The sequence below is a fragment of the Prevotella merdae genome, assembly GCF_900290275.1.
GTDB classification, from domain to species: Bacteria; Bacteroidota; Bacteroidia; order Bacteroidales; family Bacteroidaceae; genus Prevotella; species Prevotella merdae.
In genome coordinates, this window is the sequence record NZ_LT985324.1 from 1,159,814 (window position 1) to 1,184,068 (window position 24,255).

A 24,255-nucleotide genomic window follows, 5' to 3' on the forward strand; every position below is an offset into this window, starting at 1 on the left:
TATTATACATTATCTAATCGTAACCTGAGTGGCTCCATAGCCGTATTCCTGGAACGAAGCATCCTGATAAGGATAGTTCTTGTAGCGGTAACGCAACTCGTTAACGATGGCATGACGCAATACACCCTCGCCCTTACCATGTATAAACACTATGCGGCGTCCTTTATTGTGCTTGTTCTCCTCAAGTATGCGACGGAAGTAGTCGAGCTGATAATTCAATATATCGGCTGTGCCCATACCTGCTGTAGTCTCAAGCAAGCTGCCGGCATGAAGGTCAACAACAATCAAATCGTCATTCGACTTCTTCGACTGAGCGTGCTTGGATGTGTTGAGCGACTCCAATCCCTTGAGCTTCTTGTACGAAGGCTCGTTGGCACTAATGTTATTGAGGTTTCCCTTCTTTGGCTTAGTGGTGGTTTCGTCCTCTTCTACATATATCAGCTTATCAGCCTCAACAGGCTTAAGCTGTGCAACATTGTCGTCCTTAACAACGGGATAAAGCAGAGCAGGTTCGTCGAAGAACTCGCTTGGCTGGAATGTATGAAGCTTGTAGAACTTAACCTTGTCTATGCGGAACTGCACATCGCATACGGGTTTAGCCACAAAGTCCTTGTCGCGCTTGAACGAAAGCAACTGGAATCTAACTCGGTCTATCTCGTTAAGCTGGTCGAGCGCAAACGACTCGATGTATATCTTTGTGTTAGGCTCAAGCTCGCCCTCGCCACGAAGCTTGAACGACTGTCCGTCAACACTCATATATAAATAATGTACGTAATAGTTGCTGTCGTTTACAAGATAGCAAGCAAACGTAGACTTAGAGAAGTTCTTCACATCCTCTGGCACAAAGGCATAATAAAGGTTGAGCACGTTGCCCCCCTTGCGCTCTTCTACCTTTGCCTTGTAGGTTATCTCGCGGTCGGCAGCATCGTATTCTTCCTCGTCTTCAACAACATCAGCCGAGAAGGCATTAATCTTGGCCTTAACCGACATATTGAATGTATCGGGGTCGGCACTCTCGACAGAACCTTCTGCCCCACTCTTCTTCTGAATCGACTTAGACGAGGAATACTCATCGCCACTACTCATTACAACCAAATCGGATATTGGGGTTGGTATCTGGAATCCATCCTCGTCCTCAACCAGAGCAATGTCCTTGCCCTGAAAACCTGCTATCTTACCACCACCTATATCGCTAAGGAATTGTACCTTGTCTCCTATTTTCATCGTTTTCTTTTAGCTTAAATTATAATTACTCTTTTTGCTGAATATTTAGCTATAAAGCATATGGCTTTAACTTCTCTAACTTCTTTAAATTCTTTAACTTCCCCATTTGCGAAAGTTAAGTATATAACTCTCGTTAAGCTTCGGGTTAAGGTATCAGCAACGAGCTGTCGCCATAACTTAAGAAGCGGAAATCGTGCGAAAGCGCATAATCGTATATCTTGTGCCAATCGCCACCATGCAAGAAGGCACTTACAAGAAGAAGCAACGTAGACTGTGGCTGATGGAAGTTGGTAACAAGCATCTTCACAATCTTATAGTCGTATCCTGGTGCTATTATTATCTGCGTGCTCGAATGTAGCGAGTTAAGACCATGGCGGTCAAGATAAGCCAGAATGTTCTGTATAGCCTTAAGCGGAGTAACGTTTGCAGCTGCAGAAGCAATCGGACCTTCATAAGGATCCCATTGGCATATATGCAACTGGTCCTCGGCAATATCAAGTCCACCCTCAAGCTTTACACCCATATAGTAAAGACTCTCAAGAGTGCGCACACTTGTTGTGCCTACAGCTATTGCCTCTGCATTGTGCTTAATAAGTTTCTCAAGAGTCTGTCGATGCACACATATATATTCGGTATGCATCTCGTGGCCCTCTATCTCTTCGGCCTTGACAGGCTTGAATGTACCGGCACCCACATGCAAGGTAAGCTCCTCTCTGTCTACACCCGCTGCATCAATCGACGCAAGCACTTCAGGTGTAAAATGAAGTCCAGCTGTAGGTGCTGCTACCGAGCCTTTAATCTTTGAGTATACGGTCTGGTAAGTGGTCTTGTCGCTTTCCTGAGTCTCACGGTTAAGATAAGGAGGAATAGGAAGTTCGCCAACCGAATCGAGCAACTCTGCCAACGAGATAGTGTCGCTATCCCATTCGAAGTCTACACGATAGCTCTTGCCTACATCCTCACGTCGGGTTGCGGTAAGAGTAACAATAGTGCCGTTGACATCAAAAGTGCGAGACAGCTGTCCTTCCTTCCACTTCTTAAGATTACCTATCATGCAAAGCCACGAGCACTTGCCCGTTGCCTGAAACATCTGCTCGTAATCGGCTGGCATGTATGGCTCAAGAAGAAATACCTCTATCAAAGCGCCAGTAGTCTTGCGGAAGTGCAAGCGTGCCTGTATCACCTTGGTATTGTTGAACACCATAAGCGCTCCCTTAGGCAGATAGTTGGCTATGTTGTAGAATACATCTTCGGACACCTCACCATGCTTATACAAGAGAAGCTTGCTGTGGTCGCGCTGAGCCAAAGGAAATTTGGCTATGCGCTCATCGGGAAGACAATAGTTGAAATCCTTAATATGAATGTGTTTTGTTTCCATTTTCAATTAGTTGTATATCAATACGGCTGCTATTACCGTATATATAAATGTTAGTATTAGTACCAATTCCACAATGTCTATATCAGAGAGGCTGTAGCCCGTGGATGTGTATTGTGTAGATATGTAGTTGTTGGCCGGAGCTATACGGCTGTAAACCTTATGGTAAACGATGTAAGATACAATTCCTACCACACCACCCCACAACAATCCGCAAAGGATGTCGAGTGGATAATGAAGTCCGAGATACATTCGGGTATAGCAATTAACGAGCGACCACACGATAAGCGACGTGCTCAATATTTTGCTTCGTACAAGCAAGCAAAAGAATATTGCTATAGAGAACGTATTGGCAGCATGTGCCGAGAAGAAACCATAGTCGCTTCCGCGCATTCCGCCTACCACTCTAACCGCATACTTTATGAACGGATCGTTGCTTGGTCGCCATCTGCCTACAAGTGGCTTCACAATAAAGTCGGCAACGCCGTCGGCCATAACCACACACAGCAACGAGCATCCCAATATCAACAGTATCTGCGCCATTGTCTCGTTGTTCTTGATTACAAGATACAGCAACGACACATATAATGGTATCCATGTGAATCCACACGTGAGGCATGCCATCCACCCGTCAAGAAACAACGAATTGCTGCCATTTAATGCCAACAGCAAATCTTGGTCGAATTGCAATATATTCTGAATGTCTGTCAATTTTCTGCGAATTAAATTGTTTTATACACCTGCTTATCAAATCACCTCCACCTGACTGCGCTTTACCCAGCCTTCCTTGCCATCGGCAAGAATTATGGCAAACCAGTTGCGCATAGTGCGGTCGGTAATTTTAACACTCGTTCCCTCGTGTATAACGAAAGCATCCGAGCCTGTATCGGCAGGTGTCTTCTTTACATTTATTGTTGGTGCCGTAACCACAGCCGTGTCGTGTCGCTCAAGATTCAACTTCTGCTGCCATGCAAAGATGTTGGAGCATACAAACAATACTGCCAACACCATACCGGCATAGAATCCGGTTTTGCGCATCCACACACTTGTGCCAAACAAGAAGAGCAACCACATTAAAAGCGACAACACAAGCGAGCCTATTGCCACACGTGCCCAACCGTCGATACCAAATAAGTTGACTACCGACTTGAACCATGACAAAAAGAAGAACTCGTCTACGGGTGTTATCTTGTCGATTGTCTTGCTGCGCACAAACTCAAGATTGTAACGCACGTCACGATCGGAAGGCGACAGGCGTTGTGCCTTCTCGTAGGCAATAACAGATTGTGTAATATTGCCTAAACGATAATGGCAGTTGCCAAGATTGTAGTAAAGCTCAGCACTCTTCTGCGACTTGAGCAGTTCGTTGTAATCTACAGCTGCCTGCTGATAATTGCCCTTGGCATACTCGGCATCGGCATTATCCTTGGTTATTGCCGATGATGGTAGGCTGAAGCTGAAAGCAAAGAACAGCATAAGCAGAATGCCCATTGTAACATCTGCTGGCTTCTTCTTCTTGATTTCCTTCAACGATGTTTCAATATCCATAATAGCCATAATAGCCGAATCATAAGTTTTGTTCATGTTACCAGCAGCATCGCCTGGAGCATATCTCTCAAACTCGCACTCGTCAAGAGCATTGATAAACTTGTCGATTGTTGCCTGTGTAATGCCACGACCAATAAGGGTATCCGAAATGTTCTCACGAGAGAGTTTCTCTACTGACATGTTCATCCTGTCGCTTACATATCCCCATAGAGCACGCAACACCTCGTCATAGAACTCGTTCTGGTTGCCAGCAAGCATCAGACGGTTGGCTTTCTTCAGACGTTTGGTTGCAACCTTGTTTGCACGCTTGCCCTTAGTCTTTACTATATCGGCATTATCGACAGCACGCTTTCTGAAGATTACGACCAATGCCACGAAGACTCCAATAAGCAGAACTACTGCCAACCAATAGCCCATCGAGCCATAGTACAGATTATTCTCATCCATATACGAGGCCTTGCCTTCCTTGATTGGACGAATGTCTGTGTTCTGCTCGTCAGAATAATCGCTTACAGACGAACTGTTGCCGTCGCCCTTTTCTACATTTACGGTTATAGGCTGTGTCTTTATTGTCTTATACGTGTTTGAGGCTGTGTCGTAGTAAACCAAAGATACGGCTGGAATGGTGTATTCGCCGCGGTTGCGAGGAACAACCAGATAATCGAAAATCATATTGCCCTCAATACCGTTGGTTGTCAGCTTGGTCTTGTCTGTAACCTTAGGGTCGTACTTCTCAAAGTTCTTTGGAAATTCTACAACAGGCTGCTTTACAAGCTTAAGGTTGCCAATACCTCCCACCACAACACGCAAGGTAAGGGGATTGCCTTCCTTTACTGTAGTATGGTTGAGTTGGGCTGATATGGTAAAGCGACCTACTCCACCCGAGAAGTCGGCTGGTTTGTTAGGAAGCGGATCTACAACAATGTCAAGACCTGGCGCCACGATGTTGCGCTTAACCTCGACATATCCAGAACCGCCATTAAAGAAGGCTTCAAATGGATCGACCGAACGGTTCTGCTGTACAACAATACCCTTGAATGTTATGCTTGGAATAGACAATTTACCCGTCATCTGCGGGAACATAACATACTGGCTCCACGTTACACAACGGTAGTTGCGACCGTTGAGACGCTCTATATGATAGCTCTTCTGCTGCGGCAGAGGCACTTCCTGGGTATGAAATCCTGTAAGGTCGGGCATCTTACCGTCAAGCGAGGTAAGATCTACAAGAGTGTAAACCTTATAAGTAAGGAGTATTGGCTCCTGCTCGTGCACACGTTTCTTGTTGGCTGTTACCCTTACAAAGAGGTCGTTGCCTGTAATTCGTCCACTTGCATTAGATGGCGAAACATCCTCGTCGTGCATTCTTGGAGCGCCATTGCCACGACGACCCGAGCCAGAAACAACAATACGTACAGCATGCGATGCTACCTGCCTGCCATTAATACGGGCATGAGCAGCCGACAAAGTATATGTTCCTGCTTTCTCGGCATACAAAGTATAAGTATAGGTTATTGACGACGAGCTGCTGGTATGACCGTTAACAAACTGATAGCTCGACTGCTTTGAAGTGTAAGGTCCTGCTATAACCTCCAATCCTGAAGGTATGTTGCCGGCTCTAAAATCGTCAATATCCTGTGTATTTACTGTATAGGATATACGGAAGTTTTCTCCAACAGCCACATTCGAAGGAGCCGAAACTGTTATGTTCTGCGCATTAACCAAAAATGCGCAGAGCATAAATAATACCATTAATATATAAGTCTTTTTCATTATCTATATAATATATTTACGTTTCAGCAACTACCAGTTTTTATCCAATTTACGCGAACGTGTCTGTCGCATAGCATCCTTCACACGACGTTGTGTGGCTTGCTCGTTCTGCATAGCGGCATTAAGCAGCTGCTCGGCATTGTCGCGGCTCATCTTCTCTTGCTGCTTTTCCTTATTCTCCTTGTCTTGCTTGTTGTTGTTCTTGTCCTTGTTTTGGTCTTGCTTCTTGTCTTTATCCTTCTTCTGCTTGTCTTTGTTCTTGTTCTGATTGTTCTTGTTGCGGTTTTGCTCCGACTTGTTAAGACGTTGGCACAAGGCAAGGTTGTAACGGGTCTCGTTGTCAGCAGGATTGTTGCGCAAACTCTCCTTATATGCGTTTATCGCATCGCCATACAATTTATGGCTCTGGCACACAAACCCTATGTTGTGATAAATCTTTGCCTTGCGCATTCTGCCCGTTTCTATCTTGGCAGCCTTCTCAAACTGCTGTACGGCTACCGAATCCTTTTTCTGCATAACAAGGGCACAACCAAGATTGTAGAGAGCCTGTGGGTTTTCAGGATTAACAGATAACGACTTTCGGTACTCGGCTTCTGCCTTTACAAAGTTTTGTTGACGATAATATTTATTGCCGCTACGAATGTATTGTCTGTCGGTTTGCGCCATTCCCGAGATGGTATAAGCCAACAACAACGCCATAACAAATAGAAATCTCTTCATGCTATATGTATTTACAAAACATTTCATATCTAAAGATTGTAGACCCTATTGTTTCTTGAAAAACTTAATATTCTTGAACAACGGGTTCTTTGCCTCCAACAAACAAGCTTCCACAATGAGCAATATCAGCACCAAAATGGCAAACGCCTGGAACTGTTCTGCATACTCGCTATACACAACACTCTGTGTCTCGCCCTTCTGGAGTTTGGACAGTTCGGAGTTCAACTTCTCTTGAGCGTCGCTTGTATTGTCCACATGTATGTATGTACCACTACCAGCCTGGGCCACACTACGACACATCTGCTCATTTAAGGCTGTCATTACAACATTGCCGCTTGCGTCTTTCAAGTAGTCGCCATTGCCTACTGGTATTGGAGCACCCTTGGTGCTGCCTATGCCAAGTATGAATACATTTATGCCTTTCTTGCGTGCCTGCTTGGCTGCTTCCTCGGCTCCGCCCTCATGATCCTCACCATCGGTTATCAGTATGATGGCTCTACCTACACCTTGCTGCTGGGTAAAGCTGTTGGATGCAAGTGTTATTGCACGCGCCACATCTGTGCCTTGGGTAGTGATGAGCGAAGGGGCTATACTCTGTAAGAACATCTTGGCCGACACATAGTCGCTCGTTATAGGCAATTGCACAAAGGCGTCGCCAGCAAAAACTACAAGTCCTATCTTGTCGTTGGTAAAGTTGTCTACCAAGTTCTCGACCAACATCTTGCTCTTGTCAAGACGCGAAGGCACAACGTCGCGTGCCAACATCGAGTTGCTTATATCTATGGCAATGATAGTCTCGATGCCATTACGCTTGTCGTTAGACACCTTTGAGCCCATTTGTGGACGTGCAAGCATCACCACCATCAAGGCTATGGCTGCCATAAGCAAACCAAACTTCCACTCACGACGTGCCTTCGACACATCGGGCATAAGCTGTTTAAGCAAGGCTGCATCGCCTATTTTTTGCAGACGTTTACGGCGTTGCCATAGTACGCCAATACGTACAACTGCCAACAACGGAATAATCCATAACAGCCAAAAATATGTAGGGTCTTCAAACTTCAACATTTCTATCTTATACTTTAAGGAATTCTACGTAACACTGTGAGTTTGAGCATTATCTCCATAAGCAGCAACACAAAAGCAGCAATGGCAAACGGCTGATAGGCCTCGTATCGCTTTGAGAATCGCTTTACATCCATCTTTGTCTTTTCGAGCACATCGATGTCCTTGTATATCTGCTTCAACTCGCTGTTGTTTGTTGCACGATAGGCATTGCCGTTAGTGGTAGATGCTATATTGGCAAGTGTCTTGGTATCTATCTCTACAGGCATGTTCACATATTGCACACCACCTGCCACCGGCACAGGATAAGGCGCAACCTTGTTTGTACCTACGGCAATGGTGTAGACACGTATGCCCATGCTCTTTGCTATCTCCGCGCTGGTCATTGGCGATATGTCGCCCATGTTGTTGCTACCGTCGGTAAGAAGAATTATCACCTTGCTCTTTGCCTTCGAGTCCTTAAGTCTCGACACGGCATTTGCCAATCCCATGCCTATTGCCGTACCGTCCGAGATAATGCCACGAGCAGCTATGTCTGTACGCACGCCACCCAACAGACTAAGCAGGGATGCGTGGTCGGTTGTCATAGGACATTGTGTGAACGACTCGCCTGCAAAGATTGTTAGTCCGATGTTGTCGTTAGGACGGCCCGATATAAACTCGGCAGCCACATTCTTTGCAGCCTCAAGACGGTTAGGCTTCAGGTCCTCGGCAAGCATAGACGTAGACACGTCCATAGCAAGCATGATGTCGATGCCCTCTACCGACTTGCTGTCCCAGGCATTATATGTCTGAGGACGTGCAAGCACACACACCACCATTGCAAAGCAAAGACAACGCAGCACCATAGGAGCATGTATTATACGTTGTCTCCAGCTGATGGGCGCATTGCGGTAAGCAGCAGTTGTGCTTACACGCATTGTTGGCTCGCTCTTCTTTTGGTACAGCAAATACCATATTATATAAGGTATAAGCAAGACGAGCAATATGAAATATTCTTTGTTAGCAAATTCCATTTTCTTATTCTACTTTCTATTCAAGTAAGCTTATATATCCTTCTGTAGCTCAAGCTATTGCATTCTATTCGAGCAGCAGATAAACATGATAGACAATATAACCCAACATACCTACAGCAACCACAGCAACCGACCACAAGAGCGTCTTGATTGTTATTCGGTTCTGGCGTGTCTTTGCCTCGTCCTCTGTAAGCTTAGGCACAATCTTCTCCTCGGTTGGAGCCTCGTCGCGCTTGGTCTGGTCGATAAAGTTGATGGCGTTTACAAGGTTCATGTCCTTCTCGTTAAGCAACGACGAATACTTGGCAAACTTCACCAAGTCGGCTGTATTGAACAGTTCGCGCAACTCGTCTATCTTTGTATCGTCGCCCACGCTCTGTAGCTGCTCCAATATTTCCGAGCTTGTCATCTCCATTGCGTTAAAGCCGAAACGCTCGCGGATATACTTACGCAACGTGTCTGTAAGCAATGTATAGTATTGTTTCTGCTCGTCGGCTGTATCGAAATGCTCGGCCTTAAGTCGGTCTATCTCTGAAAGGGCCCTCTGGTGTGCCGGTATTTTCTTCACTACACGTATGCGTGTGACGATAGGTTTGTTCTGCTTGAGTCGCAGCACAAGATAGCCGAAACCAAGCACAAGCAGCATCAGCACAATACCCATCCAGAACAGCGGGCTCCACTCTGCCCATAAAAACGGATTGTCCTGAACATCTTTAGGGGGATAAAAATGCTCAGGATGCAAAGTGTCGACATCGCAAGTAATCACCTTCAATGCCAACTGGTTTGATGCATATGATTTGCCGTCGACCTTTACCTTCAAGCCTGGAATGGCATAAAGATGCTCGTCGAAACTTGTAAGTGTGAATGTCTTGCTGACGCGCATCATTCCGTCAACATCAGACGTATCGGCCTTTGTGTCGTCCAACACCTCAACACCTGGCACAATATACTGTGTGCGTTTGAAGTGCGGAAACACCACCTTTGCACCCTTGCGTGCTGTAACGTCTACCGTCATACGTGTCTGCTGTCCGATGAGAATAGTCATGGTATCTATCTTCGACACCACGCTCACCGACTGAGCGTGTCCTACGCCCACAGCCAACGACAATATAGCAGAAATTAATATATGTTTCATATTCAATAACTTGTTTTAGACAGCCCCTTAGTCCAAGGAGCTTCTCTACACTCAGCCTCAACCTCTCGAGGCAAAGAGCATCATCATGGCCTTAACGTAGTCCTCGTCGGTTGCTACCGACACCCAGTCTACCTTAGAGCGCGAGAAAGTGTCACGCAGCATGCTTTCGTGCTCAATCCAATGGCGTGCATGTGCCTGACGCACACGCTTGCTGCTTGTGTCAATATACATCTCATGTCCTGTCTCGGCATCTGCTATCTTCATAAGCCCTACGTCCGGCAACTGCTTTGCCCAACGGTCGTACACCTGAATAGCCATAACATCATGCTTGTTGTTGGCTATCTGCATCTGACGCGTAAAGTCGTGCCTGTCGTAGAAGTCGCTTAGAACAAACGCTGTTGTGCGTCGTTTCATCATACGTGTGAAGAAAGCCACGGCCTCGCCTATGTCGGTATTGTGGCTAACGGGATGAAAGTCGAGCATCTCGCGTATGATATAGAGAATGTGCCTGCGTCCCTTCTTGGGCGGAATGTACTTCTCGATACGGTCGGAAAAGAAGATAACACCAATCTTGTCGTTGTTCTGAATAGCGCTGAAGGCTATTGTTGCCGCCATTTCCACAGCCATGTCAGACTTCATGCACTTGCGTGTGCCGAAGTCCAAAGAGCCGGAAACATCGATGAGGAGCATAACAGTAAGCTCACGCTCCTCCTCGAACACCTTGACATATGGTTTGCGGAAACGTGCCGTGACATTCCAGTCGATATCTCGCACATCATCGCCAAACTGATACTCGCGCACCTCGGCAAAAGCCATACCCCTACCCTTGAAGGCCGAGTGATACTGTCCGGCAAATATGTTCTGGCTCAGTCCACGTGTCTTTATCTCTATCTTGCGAACCTTTTTTAATATCTCTGACGTTTCCATGTCACTTGTCTATCTAATCATTAAGGCACTTCTACCTTATTAACAATCTTCGAAATGATTTCTTCGCTGGTAATGTTGCTTGCCTCTGCCTCGTACGAGAGTCCAATACGATGACGCATAACATCATGCACTACGGCACGCACATCCTCTGGCACAACATATCCGCGACGCTTGATAAAGGCGTAGGCGCGTGCTGCCTTGGCAAGCGAGATACTTGCACGTGGCGAACCGCCAAATGTTATAAGGTCCTTAAGCTCTGCAAGGCCGTACTTCTCAGGATAGCGGGTTGCAAACACAATGTCGGCAATATACTGTTCTATCTTCTCGTCGATATAAACCTCCTCTACAACGGCACGTGCCTTGAGTATCTCCTCGGCTGTAGTTACCGGCAACACCTTCTTATGCTCGCCCTTGATGTTCTGGCGTATAATCAGCTTCTCCTCCTCAAGTGTTGGATAGCCTATCACAACCTTAAGCATAAAACGGTCTACCTGTGCCTCTGGCAGCTGATAGGTTCCTTCCTGCTCTATTGGGTTCTGTGTTGCCATCACGAGGAATGGTGTAGGCAGAGGGAATGTCTGCTCGCCGATAGTTACCTGATGCTCCTGCATAGCCTCGAGCAACGCACTCTGCACCTTTGCCGGAGCACGGTTTATCTCGTCTGCCAATACAAAGTTGGCAAATACCGGACCCTTCTTTACATGGAAGTTCTCGTCCTTCTGCGAGTAAACAAGCGTACCCACAACGTCGGCAGGAAGAAGGTCTGGAGTAAACTGTATGCGGCTGTAATCGGCGTCAATAAGCTGTGATAGTGTTTTTATGGCAAGTGTCTTGGCCAAACCAGGCACACCCTCAAGCAATATATGACCATCGCTCAATAGAGAGATGAGCAACGACTCTACAAGATGTTTCTGTCCTACAATAACTTGGTTCATACCAGTCACCAGGTTGGTGACAAAGCTACTTTGCTGTTCAATTCGCGCGTTAAGCTGGCGAATATCAATAGATTCTGACATATTTATATTTTTTAAAATACGTGTTTTGTTTTCTATCTTTTTACGCATGCAGCCACAAAGCTGTATAAAGTGTGGCTGCATAACGATGCGCAAAATTACAGAATTATTATTTCAGAGGCGAAATCTACTGTCTAAAATATATTAAAATGTCACAATTTCTTACTTACCCGTAGTATTATTCGGTAAAATCCAAGCCAAAATGCGTGGTCAGTTCCTCGTAGACACGCTGAACCGGAAATCCCATTACGTTATAATAGCTGCCGCTGAGTGCCGTCACACCTATGTATCCTATCCATTCCTGAATGCCATAGGCGCCTGCCTTGTCATAAGGCTTGTACTTGTCTACATAATAGTTTATCTCGGCGTCGGACAGTTGTTTGAAGGTTACGTCTGTTGTTACCGAAAAACGGCGTTGCTCCTTGCTTGTTGTCAGGCACACACCTGTTACAACCTGGTGGGTCTTGCCACTCAGTTCGCGCAGCATTCCGCATGCGTCTGCCGCATCGGCTGGCTTGCCCAGAATGTCCCTACCTACTATTACAACCGTGTCGGCTGTTATCAGCAGTTCGTCGTCCTTTACGGTGTAGGCGGCTGCCTTTTCGGCTGCTATATATTCGGCTACGTCGGTTGCGGGCAGACTTTCTGGATACGATTCGTCCACACCTTTCAACACTTTCACCTCAAAGTCTACGCCCAGTCCACCAAGCAGTTCCTTGCGTCGTGGAGAGTTGCTTGCCAATATTATCTTCATCATATTTTTAAGAAGTTAGAGAAATTAAAGAAGTTATAGGTTTTTAAGAAGTTATAGAATTTAGAGAAGTTAGAGAAGTTAAAGCCATATGCTTTATAGCTAAATATTCAGCAAAAAGGCTATTGGCTATCGCTCGGCTTTGCCGCTTGCCTTAGCAAGAACTTCTAGCGACCGTAGGGAGCGCTAACTTCTTTAACTTCTGAATTCTATGAAATTAGAGAATTTAGAGAAGTTAAAGAAGTTAAAGCCATATGCTTTATAGCTGAATATTCAGCAAAAAGAGTAATGGCTATAACTTCTAGCGACCGTAGGGAGCGTTAACTTCTTTAACTTCTGAATTCTATGAACTTGCTAAAGTTCAGGAAGTTACCAGCCAAATGCGTCGCTATTGTCCATCCATTTGCCCTGAGCCTTCAACACTTGCTCTATAATGTCGCGCCCCACTCCATATCCTCCGTTACGGTCGCTTATGTATCTACTCACGCTCTTCACCTCTACACAAGCGTCTTTCGGGCAGCATGCACACCCCACCTCGCGCATAATCTCGTAGTCGGGAATGTCGTCGCCTACATAAATCACCTCCTCGCTCTTCAGTCCGTACTTCTTAAGCAGTTCGCGATAAAACAACACTTTCTCCTTAACGCCCATGTACACATCCTCAACACCCAGTCCGGTGTATCGTTTGTTTACGGCCATTGTGTTGCCACCTGTTATGATGGCAATACGCAGCCCCTTCTTGCACGCAAGCTGAATGGCATAGCCGTCCTTGATATTTACCGTGCGCAACGGTTCGCCATCAGACGACATGGTTATTGTTTCTGCCGACAACACGCCGTCCACATCAAAGAAAACGGCACGTATCTTTGTCAAATCATAATCTATCATACGTTTTTCTATTTTTTGCTGTTCATTATTATTTCCGACATCATCCGGTAAACCGCCTGCATGTCTGCATTATCCTTCAGCATGTCCATATGCCGGTTCATCACGTTATGGTCGTTACGGGCTGCCGGACCTGTTTGAGTCTCTACTGGCGACATACTATGCAACTTGGCTGTAGTCTCGTCCACAAGTGGCAGCATAACATCAAAATCCAACCCATGCTCTCTCAGTATGCGCTCTGCCATTGTGTAGCAAGCATTGGCAAAGTTGCATGCAAAGACAGCTGCCACATGCAGCCACTTGCGGTCCTTGCCTTCCAGCCTATGCACATTGTCCGACAAAGTGTTTGCAAGCTGCATTATAGCCTCGTAGGCCATTTGGTCAGAAGCTTCAACAAAACAAGGCACCTTCTTGAAATCCAATGCTTTATCCTTGGAGAATGTCTGCATAGGATAAAGCACACCATAATGGTTGCATTCGCCCTCAAACAAGTCCATCGACATTGTTCCAGCAGTATGCACAAAAACCCCTTGCTTACAGTATCTGCACAAGTCTTTTATCACCCCTTCAAGGGCCTGGTCGGCCACAGATATGATGTATACGTCGGCATCAGTATCAATATCCTCAAATCGTGCAACAGCCTTGCTGCCCACCTCTTTGGCAAGTACAGCAGCCGTATCAGCATGTCTGCTCCATATCTGTACTGGAGCACAATTGTGTGCCGCAAGTGTCTTGGCTATATGAGTGGCCACGTTGCCAGCTCCTACAATAACTGTTTTCATTTTCTCAATATGATTCATATATAAATAGGTGGTTGCAGAATCGCTCGCCTCTTCCACAATATTATATTATTTAAGTTTCGCAAGCGAAAGAAGTTATCGGAATTTATCAGAAGATAACTCGCTTCGCTCGTGAAGTTAATGGACAAATGCCCAATTGTTTAAGCAATAAAGCTATTGTCCGTTAACTTCCTGAACGACCGAAGGGAGTGTTAACTTCTTTAATACCATTAACTTCTGAACTTGCGAAAGTTCAATTATTGAACTTGCTTAGGTTCAGTTACAAAGTTAATCATAAAAACTGACATTGGCACATTTATTCACGCTTTTTGCAAAAACAACAGGCAGACTGCCGTTTTTTAAAAAAGTTTTGGTATTTTTGCCGAATGAAAGAAGAGGTAAGCATACGATTGATATCACACGAATCAGATTTGCCCGACATTGCAAGCCATAATTTCTTTCATAGCGTTGACTTCTTTCGCATACTCGAAGCCACCCCTATGCAAGAACCCTGTATGGCTATAGCCGAGGACGGGACAGGGCATGTCGTGGCCCACATGTTGACCACAATATTCTTTCACAGGTCTCTGTTGCCGCCTGTAGTCTATCTGCATGGGCGCGTTTATGGCGAGGGCGAATACAACGAGGGGATAGACAAGAACCTTATCTTCGGGCGCTTTCTCAATGCGGTAACGGCCCGGTTCAACAACCGCCTTTGTCTGTACATCGAGTTTAGCCACCTTTCTAATAAGATGTTTGGCTACGAGGCGTTCAGAGCCAACGGCTACTTCCCCATATCGTGGCAAGAGATTCACAACTCATTGCATAGCCTGCCACCTGCCGACCGCCTATCCAAGAAGGCTCGGCACAGAATAGACCGAGCCCAACAAAGTGGCTCTACAGCATGTGTGGCCCAAGCCTCAAGCAACGAACTGGCAGATGCAGCACGCTTGCTAAGGCGCCACTTCAGATTCAAGCCGCGCCGTACCGTGCCCAAGATAGAAGAGCTGCGCATGCTTGTCAAGTCTGGCCACAGCAAGGTGTTTGTAACCAAGCAAGGCACGAAGGTGGTTGCCACATGCGTGTGCATCTACTCCGAAGGCAATGCCTACATATGGTATCTTGCCTACAACAACAAGAGGCGCATGGCGCTATCGCCTATGTCGCACACAGTATGGACCGTACTCAACGACGCTCACAAGACAGGCTATCGGCACCTCTACTTCCTTGACGCCGGACTGCCTTTCGAGCACTCTTCCATGCGCGAGTTCATCTTAAGCTTCGGCGGAAAGCCTGTTACCAAATACCGTTGGTTCCGCACACCCTTTGCATGGCTCAATAGGCTCTTCAGCTGGATTTACAGCGAATAGACAGGCAGAACATACGCTACATTTCGATTTTATCAACACGATATTTAACTTTAAAAAAAAATAATAGAAACGATGAAAGCTCTTAGAGACAGAATTCTTAAAGACGGAAAATGCTACCCAGGCGGCATTCTTAAAGTAGACAAATTCATCAACCACCAGATGGATCCTAATCTGATGAAGGACATCGCCGTTGAGTTTATACGCCGCTTTGCAAGCACCAAGGTGAACAAGATTCTAACGATAGAGGCCTCTGGCATCGCCCCGGCTATCATGATGGGATTTCTAATGAACCTCCCCGTTGTCTTTGCCAAGAAAAAGAAGCCGAGCACGCTTGACAATATGTTGACAACTAAGGTTACATCGTTCACAAAGCAACGCGACTACGACGTTATCATCAGCAGCGACTATCTAACTGCCAACGACCACGTGCTCTTTATCGACGACTTCCTTGCCAACGGCAATGCCGCAAAGGGCATCATCGACCTATGCCAGCAGGCTGGAGCTACACTCGAGGGCATGGGCTTCATCATAGAGAAGGCTTTCCAGGACGGCGGACAATATCTGCGCGAACGTGGCGTGCGCGTAGAGTCGCTTGCCATCATCGAGTCGCTCGACAACTGCGAGATTAAGATTAAGGAACAGTAAACCCTTTTAAGGCATGGCCACTAAAAGACACAACAACCACATAGACGGCGTCGTACGCAACAATCCTCGCCTACTTGCCATCCTGCTTAGGGACCAGTCGTTAAGTGGTCAAGGCCTGTCTGCCAACATTTCTTGGGCAACCGACGATTATGGATACCCCCACTCTTCGCCTATACTTATAGAGCAAGTGTCGGGGGTAAATCGTGATATTATACAGCCACGAGTCTACAAGCACGAGTCGCTGCAAACAGCGCGTGCCAAGGACCGTGGCGAGGTGTTTACGCCGGCATGGATTTGCAACGCACAAAACAATCTGGTTGACCAGCATTGGTTTGGCTACAGCAACGTGTTCAATACCGAGATCACACTCGACAATGGTACCCACACATGGCAGACACGCCAAGAGAGGGTTGAGTTTCCCGAAGACAAGTCGTGGATGAAGTATGTGCGATGCCGACGCATGGAGATGGCTTGCGGCGAGGCTCCCTACCTTGCAAGCCGCTACGACACCACTACTGGCGAGCACATCAGCATCGACAACCGCATCGGCATATTCGACCGCAAGATGCGCGTGGTGAACGAGAACACGCCCACACAGTCCACCAAGTTCAACAAGCGACATTGGCTGCGCAAGGCCTACCAAGCCTTGCAGTCTGTCTATGGCTTCGACTGGCAGGGCGACAACGTGTTTCTGTCAAGAGAGACGTTGCTCATCAGTTTCTGCGAGTATTACATGGCACGCTGGGGGCGCATGCCTCACCTTTCGGCCATTGTTAAGGCGGCCGAGATAATAGCATGGAACATTTGGCAGATGGACGGCACACGATTCACCATACCCGACACGGATAATTTGTGCACCATAATGGAATGGCACGGAACCGAACCACTTAAGGGCAAACAGATAATCTTCAAGCAACTTATAAAGAAATAAAAATCAGAATTTGATATAAATGACATCCACCAACAACATAGTTTTTCGCTCTGAACAGCAACAGGCTATCGACCTCACCGTGAACAGTCTGAAACGCAACCGAAAGATGCTTTGGAATGCAAAGATGCGTTTCGGAAAGACTCTTTGCGCACTTGAGGTGGCAAGACTGTGTGGCTATCGCCGAACACTCATCCTTACCCATCGACCCAACGTGCGTGGCGAGTGGTTTGAGTCGTTGCTTAAGCTTAAGCTCGACGGCTGGCTATTTGGCTGCAAAGACCCAAACGCCGTGGCGTTCGACGCCCAGACCTTCGAGGCTATAGAAGCTAAGGCTAAACAAGACAAAAACACCCATTACATTTATTTTGCCTCTATGCAAGACCTCAGAGGCTCCAAGCGCGTAAACCAGCAGAAGGGCATCGAGAAGAACGACCATATCTTCAACACCCATTGGGACTTCCTTATTGTCGACGAGGCTCACGAGGGCATTATGTCACGTCTCGGACGCGACGTTATTGGCGAACTGCAGAAGCGTCGCACCCTGCGCACATTGTACCTATCGGGCACGCCTTACAACATTCAGCAGATGTTCGACAATACCGAGGTGTATCATTGGGACTACTGCATGGAACAGTCGGCCAAGGCAGCATGGACTCAAGCCCATGCCAACGAGCCCAATCCTTACGAGGGTCTGGCGCGCATGAACATCATTACCTACAACCTGGCACGCGAAATGCGCAGCTACCGCATAAGCGAAACTGGCGCATTCAACTTTGCCGAGCTCTTCCGTACCGAGAATGTTCCGGCGGACGAAGCTACAAACGGCGCCACAACTCGTTTTGTACACGAGGCCGACGTGCGCAAGTTTGTCAAACTAATAAGCAAGAACAGCACCAACAAACTATATCCCTACGCCAACAAGCAGCTGGCTGGCTCGCTCGACCACACCCTTTGGTACGTGCCGGGCGTTCAGGCTGCTCATTGCCTTGCACGCATCCTGTCTGAGCAGACACCCGACAACCCCTTTGGCCAGTACGCCATTGTAGACGTTGCTGGCGAGGGCAACTCTGCCGAGGAACGTTCAGACATATACGAGCAGACCAAGCACGAGCGCGACGCTCTCGAACGTGTTAAAACGGCAATTGCCAACAACAAGCTCACCATAACTCTCTCGTGCGGACGCCTAACCATGGGCGTGTCGGTACCCGAATGGACAGCCGTGCTTATGCTTGCAGGCGCAGCCGAAACGGGTGGCATGCGCTACTTCCAGACTATCTTCAGATGTCAAAGCCCATATACCGATGCGCGCGTCAAGACAGAATGCTACGCCATCGACTTCTCGCCTTGCCGCACACTCACCGTGGTAGACCAATACGTCAACAACAACACCTACACCTCAAACCAAGAGGAACGTGTGGCTAAGCTCACCGAATTCCTTGACTTGTGCCCCATTACAGAGATCTCGGCTTCAAAACAAACACGCTTCGACACCGAGGCGTTCATACGCAACGTAACATCGGCCTACTCCGACTCGCTCATACGCAACGGATTTAGAGACGACTGCCTATACGGCAACCTCGACAACCTACGACAGCAAGACATACGCCTGCTCGACCAAGTGGCCGAGGCCATTGTGCGTGGCATCGCTTCTGAACGACAAAGCAACCGCGAGATGATAGCCGAGTCGTTAGGACGCAACAAGCGCAAGACCACAAACAACGCCAAGGAGAAGGCTGCACGCGAGAAGCAGGCAAAGGCCGAGGAAACTGCTGTTGCTGCCATGCGCGAGGCCACACGCCGACTTACGCCACGTCAGCGCGCAATAGCTATACTCAACCAGATTTCAAGTCGATTCCCTATACTTATTTACGGTACGGTCGACCGCATAGAGGGCCTAACACTCGACTCGTTCATACGCAGCATCGATGCCGAGTCGTGGCGCGAGTTCATGCCTAAGGGCATCACCCTTAAGCTATTCCAGCGCCTTAAGTACTTCTATCGCGAGGACATCTTCGTGGCTACAGCCAAGGCAATATTCAACCGCTTGCAACGTGCCGACACCCTGCCCGTAAACGAGCGCGTAGCCGAGGTAGCCGACATTCTTGCCGACTTCTGCTATCCCGACCGCGAAACTGTGCTCACACCATGGCGTACCGTAAACCGCCAGCTTGCCGACACCATAGGAGGCTATTGCTTCTTCAACGAAAAGTTCAATAAGCCTATATCCGACCCACGATTCGTCTACAACGGCGACGTTACCGAGCGTGTGCTCATGAACCAGAAGGCACGCATCCTCGACCTTACGTCAAAAACCGGACTCTACTCGCTCTACGCAGCCTTCTCTATGTACAAGCTGCGCAGCGGACAGTCGCAAGGTTTGTTCGACATGATATCCGACGAGGACTCAGAGGCACTATGGAAGGAAATCGTCGAAAACAATATCTTTGCCATTTGCCGCACACGCATAGCCGAGCGCATCACACGACGCACTCTTCTTGGCTATCGTCAGGACATCAAGGCCAACATAAAGATTCTTGAGGATCAGACATCGCTCGTTATGGTGTACAAGCGCAAGCTGATGCGCACGCTGGCCGACGGCGAGAATTTTTGGAACATTAACAAGCAGAAGGATATGAAATTCGATGCCATCATCGGCAACCCGCCATATCAAGTGAATATTGGTGAGCAGAAGGACAACTACGGCATTCCGCTCTACAACCAGTTTGTAGAGGTAGCACGCGAGATGAAACCCAACTACATCTCCATGATTATGCCTTCGCGCTGGTTTACCGGAGGACGCGGACTGGAGAACTTCCGCCGCACCATGCTCTCCGACCATCGCATGAGGTCTATCTTCGACTATGTCGACTCTAAGGACCTCTTCCCTACCGTTGACATCTCGGGCGGCGTCAACTACTTCCTTTGGGACGCACGCCACAAGAAGGGATGCCGCTTTACTAACACGCTGCACGGAACATCCAACACCTGCGAGCGCGACCTCAACCAGTTCCCTATCTTCGTGCGCAACAACGGGGCGCTGTCGTTCATCAACAAGGTTCTCGACAAGTGCAAGGGCACGCTCAACACACAGGTCAGCGGACAGACCCCATTCGGATTCGTCAGCACCTATCGCGGTACAGCCAACCCCGAGCAGGACACAACAGCTGTAGAGCTTAAGTCGTCGGGCGCTACCACATACGTGGCTCGTGCCGACATCAAGAAGAATGCCGCTTGGACCGACATGTACAAAGTGGTGTTCTCAAAGGCCACATGCGAGCATGCAGGCACACCCGACCGCAACGGCAAGTTCCGCGTCCTCTCGGCTATGACCGTGCTGCCACCTGCTGTAGTGTGCACACAGAGCTATCTGGTGGGCGGAGCCTACAACACCAAGGAAGAGGCCGACAACTTTATGGCTTACCTCAGCACCAAGTTTGCACGCTACCTCATGCTACAAACCATCACGTCGCAAGACCTCTCGCCTGAGAAGTTTATGTTTGTTCCTACAGAAGACTTCACAAGCAACAGCGACATCTGCTGGACAACCAACGACATTCCTAACATCGACCGACAACTGTTCGAGAAATATGGCATTACGGACACCGAAAGGGCTGTTGCCGATAATACCATAAAGGAGATGTAAAAGTAGTGGGGGTGTCAAAATAGGAGTTAACGGAAGTTTGGGCTTCGCCCGAAGTTAACGGAAGTTAGCGGACCTCCCATCCATCGTAGATGGATTAACTTCTTCTTAACTTCCGATAACTCCTATTTTGACACACCCTCTGTATTGCATTCAAAAGCAAAGCGCCCTGTAAGGGCAGAAGCGTCGATTATCAATGCTTTTGCCCTTACAGGGCGCTTTGTTTGGTTTTAATCAGAAATCGAAAATAACCTTAATGACAAATGACCTTAATGACACGCTAACAAATCCTTGTATTCTGCGGTGGCGTCAAACGATGGGCATAATTTTTACTTGTAGTTCTTTTGTATGTAGTTCCCACAGAATGCACAGACTACACAGAAGCCTACGGGCATAAAACTTTTCGAATCCACAGAATAGCCTACGCTTCGCGAGGCAAGAATCCACAGAAATGAATGCTTGCTGGTCTGCGCGCTGTGGTGAACTACAAGCAAGGAGATACAAGTACAAGAGCCTTTCGCCATGCTTAACCTCGGCGACGCTACACAAGCTATCAATTCTGTGCCTTCTGTCGTATGACGCGCAGCGTCTATACGCTCTGTGTATTCCAAAACCTTAATCCCGTAGGCTTCTGTGTAATCTGTGCATTCTGTGGGGAACTACAAGCAAAGGAGATGTTAAGTGAAGAGTGAAAAGTGAAGAGTGAAAAATCCAATGGTTTAAGTGAGGATACCGCAAGAAAGGAGTGTTGGGCAAAGCCCAACCAAGCCTCATGTTCTCTTTANAACTCTATTATTATTAATGATGATTTGTATTCGACTTGGTGCTGCGGAGGCCGGAGACCTCCGCTACTTATAGGTTCATATTGTCGCCGAAGGCGGCGAATTATGCTTAACCTCGGGTGACCAGAGGGAACCCGAGAATTGCTCCTAGCCCACTTCGGGGCGTACCACTTGAGGAACCCGAGGGGAACTATTGGATTTTTCCCTCTTCACTTTTCACTTAAACTCCCTTTTCCCTTTTCACTTAGTCTCCGCTACTATATTTACTTATCTTCGGCAACGAGTCTTACTGGCATGGCTCTATATCGTTTCGTATTATTTCCCGACGAACCCGACACAAATCGGTAGTTTGACAAGTTTAGGCTCTTGCCGAAAGCATCGAGATACAAGTACCAGAAGCCGTACTCAGGACTGCTTTCCGAGAATCCCTGATAACCAGCCAGACGTGAGCTTGTCCATAGGTTGGCATGATTACTGTCCTTGTAAATCGCATCCTCGTCGGTCTTGCCCTCATAATATCCGCTCATCGGGATAAATATCTGGGGAATATCCCTTTCTTCCGTATTAATTCTCAGACAGTTGTACACCTCGCCATAATGAGTCTTCTCCTCTACTATCGCCAAGTTATTGTTGTTGTCGATAAGACCTCGCAGACACATGTTGTCGCACACCTTGAAGTCGCCTATTGCCAAAGCATCTACCACAGTGTTTTGGTTCTTAGCATCATTAGAATTTTCGGCTACCGAAATTTTGAAGTAACCACCTATTGCTCCCTTGTTGCCTTCAAGCGCGGTTGTGGCAGGAGAGTAGTAGCCGTTGTTTGTGGCACCAAGGTTGCGGTCGAGCATGTGGTAGGTTCTGTCCTCGGTAGTTCCGTCTGTTTTGGTAACCTTAGCCTTTACGTCAACCATCTCATAATAGTACCATCCCGAAGCCTTGCTATTGCCAAGCTGATAAGCAGTTGTCAACTTTGCGAACAATCCTACATGATAAACCGGATAGGATACCTTAATATTGGTTCTCGCGTTGGTGATGGATATAATGGTGACACCCTCACTACTAATCCACCTTTCATAATTATTAGCCGCGGCCAGCGTCACCTTGTAGAAGTTGTTGTCGCCATCGGTAATCTCCTCAACATTCACTCGCGAGGCGTCGTACTCCATGTGGTCACCGGTAAGATGTGGTATAAGATAGTAAACAGGATTGTTGCCCACAAAGAAGTGCAATCCGTCGTTGCGCACTCTGCCTTGGTTTTCCGCCGGTGTTATGCCCTGAAGCGAGTTCATCCAGAGGAAGTAGTTTTTCTGTTCATCCTGAGTAAGCCCGGCTAGTCCTCGTATCTGCACAATTCTATTTGGATCAGTACGGAAGTCGTAGCCCAACTGTGTAATCTCTACACCGCGCGACAAGTCGCCTGATGTTATTGTCACAGTACCAGTATGCGCAGTCGATTCGCAGTTCTCGGTCAGAGTAAGTTCGATAGTGTACAGTCTGCCTCTTGACGAGTAGGGTCCAGCAGTTGTTGGCAAATCAATATACGATGCTTTTGTTTTATAATCAGTGGGAACTGAAATCCAATCAGGGCTGTTCGAAACTACACTAAAATCTTCAGGGTGCTGCTTGGTTGTTACAAACGTAATTGTAGCCGTCTTTTCCTTACCCAATACAGTCTGCTTGCCACACACACCAAGTTCGTAGTCCTTACATGCTATCATGTCCACAATACGCGGATTGTCGTCCTTCACTTCTACAGACAGTCTGTTCTCTGGGGGATTATTTATTGCCTCTGTATCTGTAGCCCATCCTTCATGGTTTACAGCCGTAACCTTAACCTGATAATGATGGTTGCGAAGAAGATCCATCTGCGTTGAAGTGCCGTTGTTAAAGAACTCCACTTTATAAAAGGTATCTGGTCCGCCATTATACTTTGCCTTAATTATCATGTATGCTTTGCCAGCAGGTGTCTCGTAGAAAGGATGCTCGCCCATACTATAGTTTCCCTCTTTCGTGTAAGCTACCGACGAAGGCAGAGACACATCTTTATCCAACGCAGTGGTGGCTATTGTGCCCTTTGTTGCCGTGTTGAAGAGCTTGAAACCAGTAATCTCGAAGTTTTTCACCTTAGTATCATCCTTTGTAACAGACGCCTTGGCAAACTGTCGGAACAACCACACTTTGGTTTTGCTATTAAGCAGGTCGTCCACCTTTACGCTTCCCCAACAAACGGGAGCGTCGAGGTTGGGGTTGCCGCCGCGTGTTGCGTTGTACAGGTTGTTCTTGCCATCAGCATCCTTGGCGTCGCTCTTTGATATGTTGGTATTGGCTACAATATGTAGCGTGGCTGTTCCGGGCACAGCCTTCACCTTAACATCATAAGAGTCGCTGCCCTTAGGCTTGATGTCCGCGCTTGAAATATTGCTCATGCCGAGATACTTGTCTTCTGCATCGTAGCACAATACGCAGAGGCTGTTGATTTGCCGCTCGGTTGCTGCTCTTGTCGCCACAGTATTCTTGGTGAAATTAGGCAACTTAAGAGTCAGCACAACTCCATCGGACGGCAAGTCTTGCGTGCCGCCTCCTACAATGTCTCTGATGTCGCTGCAAGCAGTCGACACCATAGCCAAGAGCATGAAGAGCCAAATTGTCAATTTCTTGATATACATATTGTTGTCT

At 47.4% G+C, this 24,255-nt stretch carries 18 protein-coding genes; 4 read left to right on the forward strand and 14 right to left on the reverse strand.

Annotation, left to right across the window (positions count from 1 at the left end; translation table 11 throughout):
* Positions 1-9: 9 nt before the first annotated feature.
* The 13 genes from C9991_RS11400 to C9991_RS11460 all read right to left on the reverse strand — a co-directional run bounded on the left by C9991_RS11400 (position 10) and on the right by C9991_RS11460 (position 14,232).
* Positions 10-1,224 (reverse strand): DUF2027 domain-containing protein, encoded by a 1,215-nt coding sequence (locus C9991_RS11400; protein ID WP_106812622.1) that lies wholly within the window; start codon positions 1,222-1,224, stop codon positions 10-12.
* A 145-nt stretch (positions 1,225-1,369) separates the two neighbouring features.
* On the reverse strand, positions 1,370-2,602 hold the full coding sequence (locus tag C9991_RS11405; protein WP_106812623.1) for an S-adenosylmethionine:tRNA ribosyltransferase-isomerase: 1,233 nt from the start codon (positions 2,600-2,602) through the stop codon (positions 1,370-1,372).
* Between the two features lie 6 nt (positions 2,603-2,608).
* Positions 2,609-3,310, reverse strand: a complete 702-nt coding sequence (locus C9991_RS11410) for a phosphatase PAP2 family protein (RefSeq protein WP_232823317.1) — start codon at positions 3,308-3,310, stop codon at positions 2,609-2,611.
* 36 nt (positions 3,311-3,346) lie between these two features.
* Positions 3,347-5,920: a BatD family protein gene (locus C9991_RS11415; protein ID WP_106812624.1), complete on the reverse strand. Its 2,574-nt coding sequence runs from the start codon at positions 5,918-5,920 to the stop codon at positions 3,347-3,349.
* A gap of 30 nt (positions 5,921-5,950) precedes the next feature.
* A complete protein-coding gene (locus C9991_RS11420) occupies positions 5,951-6,640 on the reverse strand; it encodes a tetratricopeptide repeat protein (RefSeq protein ID WP_106812625.1) in 690 nt (229 codons plus the stop codon).
* 45 nt (positions 6,641-6,685) lie between these two features.
* Positions 6,686-7,708, reverse strand: a complete 1,023-nt coding sequence (locus C9991_RS11425; RefSeq protein WP_106812626.1) for a vWA domain-containing protein — start codon at positions 7,706-7,708, stop codon at positions 6,686-6,688.
* A gap of 14 nt (positions 7,709-7,722) precedes the next feature.
* A complete protein-coding gene (locus C9991_RS11430) occupies positions 7,723-8,721 on the reverse strand; it encodes a vWA domain-containing protein (protein WP_106812627.1) in 999 nt (332 codons plus the stop codon).
* A 64-nt stretch (positions 8,722-8,785) separates the two neighbouring features.
* Positions 8,786-9,856, reverse strand: coding sequence for a BatD family protein (locus tag C9991_RS11435; protein WP_198643797.1), 1,071 nt, complete (start codon positions 9,854-9,856; stop codon positions 8,786-8,788).
* Between the two features lie 57 nt (positions 9,857-9,913).
* Positions 9,914-10,783 carry a DUF58 domain-containing protein gene (locus tag C9991_RS11440; protein WP_106812628.1) on the reverse strand — a complete coding sequence of 290 codons (870 nt, stop codon included), beginning with the start codon at positions 10,781-10,783 and terminating at the stop codon, positions 9,914-9,916.
* Between the two features lie 20 nt (positions 10,784-10,803).
* Positions 10,804-11,799 (reverse strand): AAA family ATPase, encoded by a 996-nt coding sequence (locus tag C9991_RS11445; RefSeq protein ID WP_106812830.1) that lies wholly within the window; start codon positions 11,797-11,799, stop codon positions 10,804-10,806.
* 175 nt (positions 11,800-11,974) lie between these two features.
* Positions 11,975-12,553 carry a Maf-like protein gene (locus C9991_RS11450; RefSeq protein ID WP_198643798.1) on the reverse strand — a complete coding sequence of 193 codons (579 nt, stop codon included), beginning with the start codon at positions 12,551-12,553 and terminating at the stop codon, positions 11,975-11,977.
* Between the two features lie 363 nt (positions 12,554-12,916).
* Positions 12,917-13,435: a KdsC family phosphatase gene (locus C9991_RS11455; protein WP_106812629.1), complete on the reverse strand. Its 519-nt coding sequence runs from the start codon at positions 13,433-13,435 to the stop codon at positions 12,917-12,919.
* 8 nt (positions 13,436-13,443) lie between these two features.
* Entirely contained in the window at positions 13,444-14,232 is a 789-nt protein-coding gene (locus C9991_RS11460) for a Rossmann-like and DUF2520 domain-containing protein (RefSeq protein WP_255414792.1), read from the reverse strand.
* A 365-nt stretch (positions 14,233-14,597) separates the two neighbouring features.
* Here C9991_RS11460 and C9991_RS11465 point away from each other — a divergent pair, with 365 nt between their 5' ends.
* The 4 genes from C9991_RS11465 to C9991_RS11480 all read left to right on the forward strand — a co-directional run bounded on the left by C9991_RS11465 (position 14,598) and on the right by C9991_RS11480 (position 20,800).
* On the forward strand, positions 14,598-15,581 hold the full coding sequence (locus C9991_RS11465) for a GNAT family N-acetyltransferase (RefSeq protein WP_106812631.1): 984 nt from the start codon (positions 14,598-14,600) through the stop codon (positions 15,579-15,581).
* A gap of 72 nt (positions 15,582-15,653) precedes the next feature.
* Positions 15,654-16,226 carry a xanthine phosphoribosyltransferase gene (xpt, locus tag C9991_RS11470; RefSeq protein WP_106812632.1) on the forward strand — a complete coding sequence of 191 codons (573 nt, stop codon included), beginning with the start codon at positions 15,654-15,656 and terminating at the stop codon, positions 16,224-16,226.
* A 13-nt stretch (positions 16,227-16,239) separates the two neighbouring features.
* Positions 16,240-17,157, forward strand: coding sequence for a restriction endonuclease subunit M (locus tag C9991_RS11475; RefSeq protein ID WP_106812633.1), 918 nt, complete (start codon positions 16,240-16,242; stop codon positions 17,155-17,157).
* Positions 17,158-17,176: 19 nt separating this feature from the next.
* A complete protein-coding gene (locus C9991_RS11480) occupies positions 17,177-20,800 on the forward strand; it encodes an Eco57I restriction-modification methylase domain-containing protein (protein ID WP_106812634.1) in 3,624 nt (1,207 codons plus the stop codon).
* Positions 20,801-21,842: 1,042 nt separating this feature from the next.
* On the opposite strand, the gene C9991_RS11485 is transcribed toward C9991_RS11480, so the two are convergent.
* Entirely contained in the window at positions 21,843-24,245 is a 2,403-nt protein-coding gene (locus C9991_RS11485) for a BACON domain-containing protein (protein WP_106812635.1), read from the reverse strand.
* Positions 24,246-24,255: the final 10 nt, after the last annotated feature.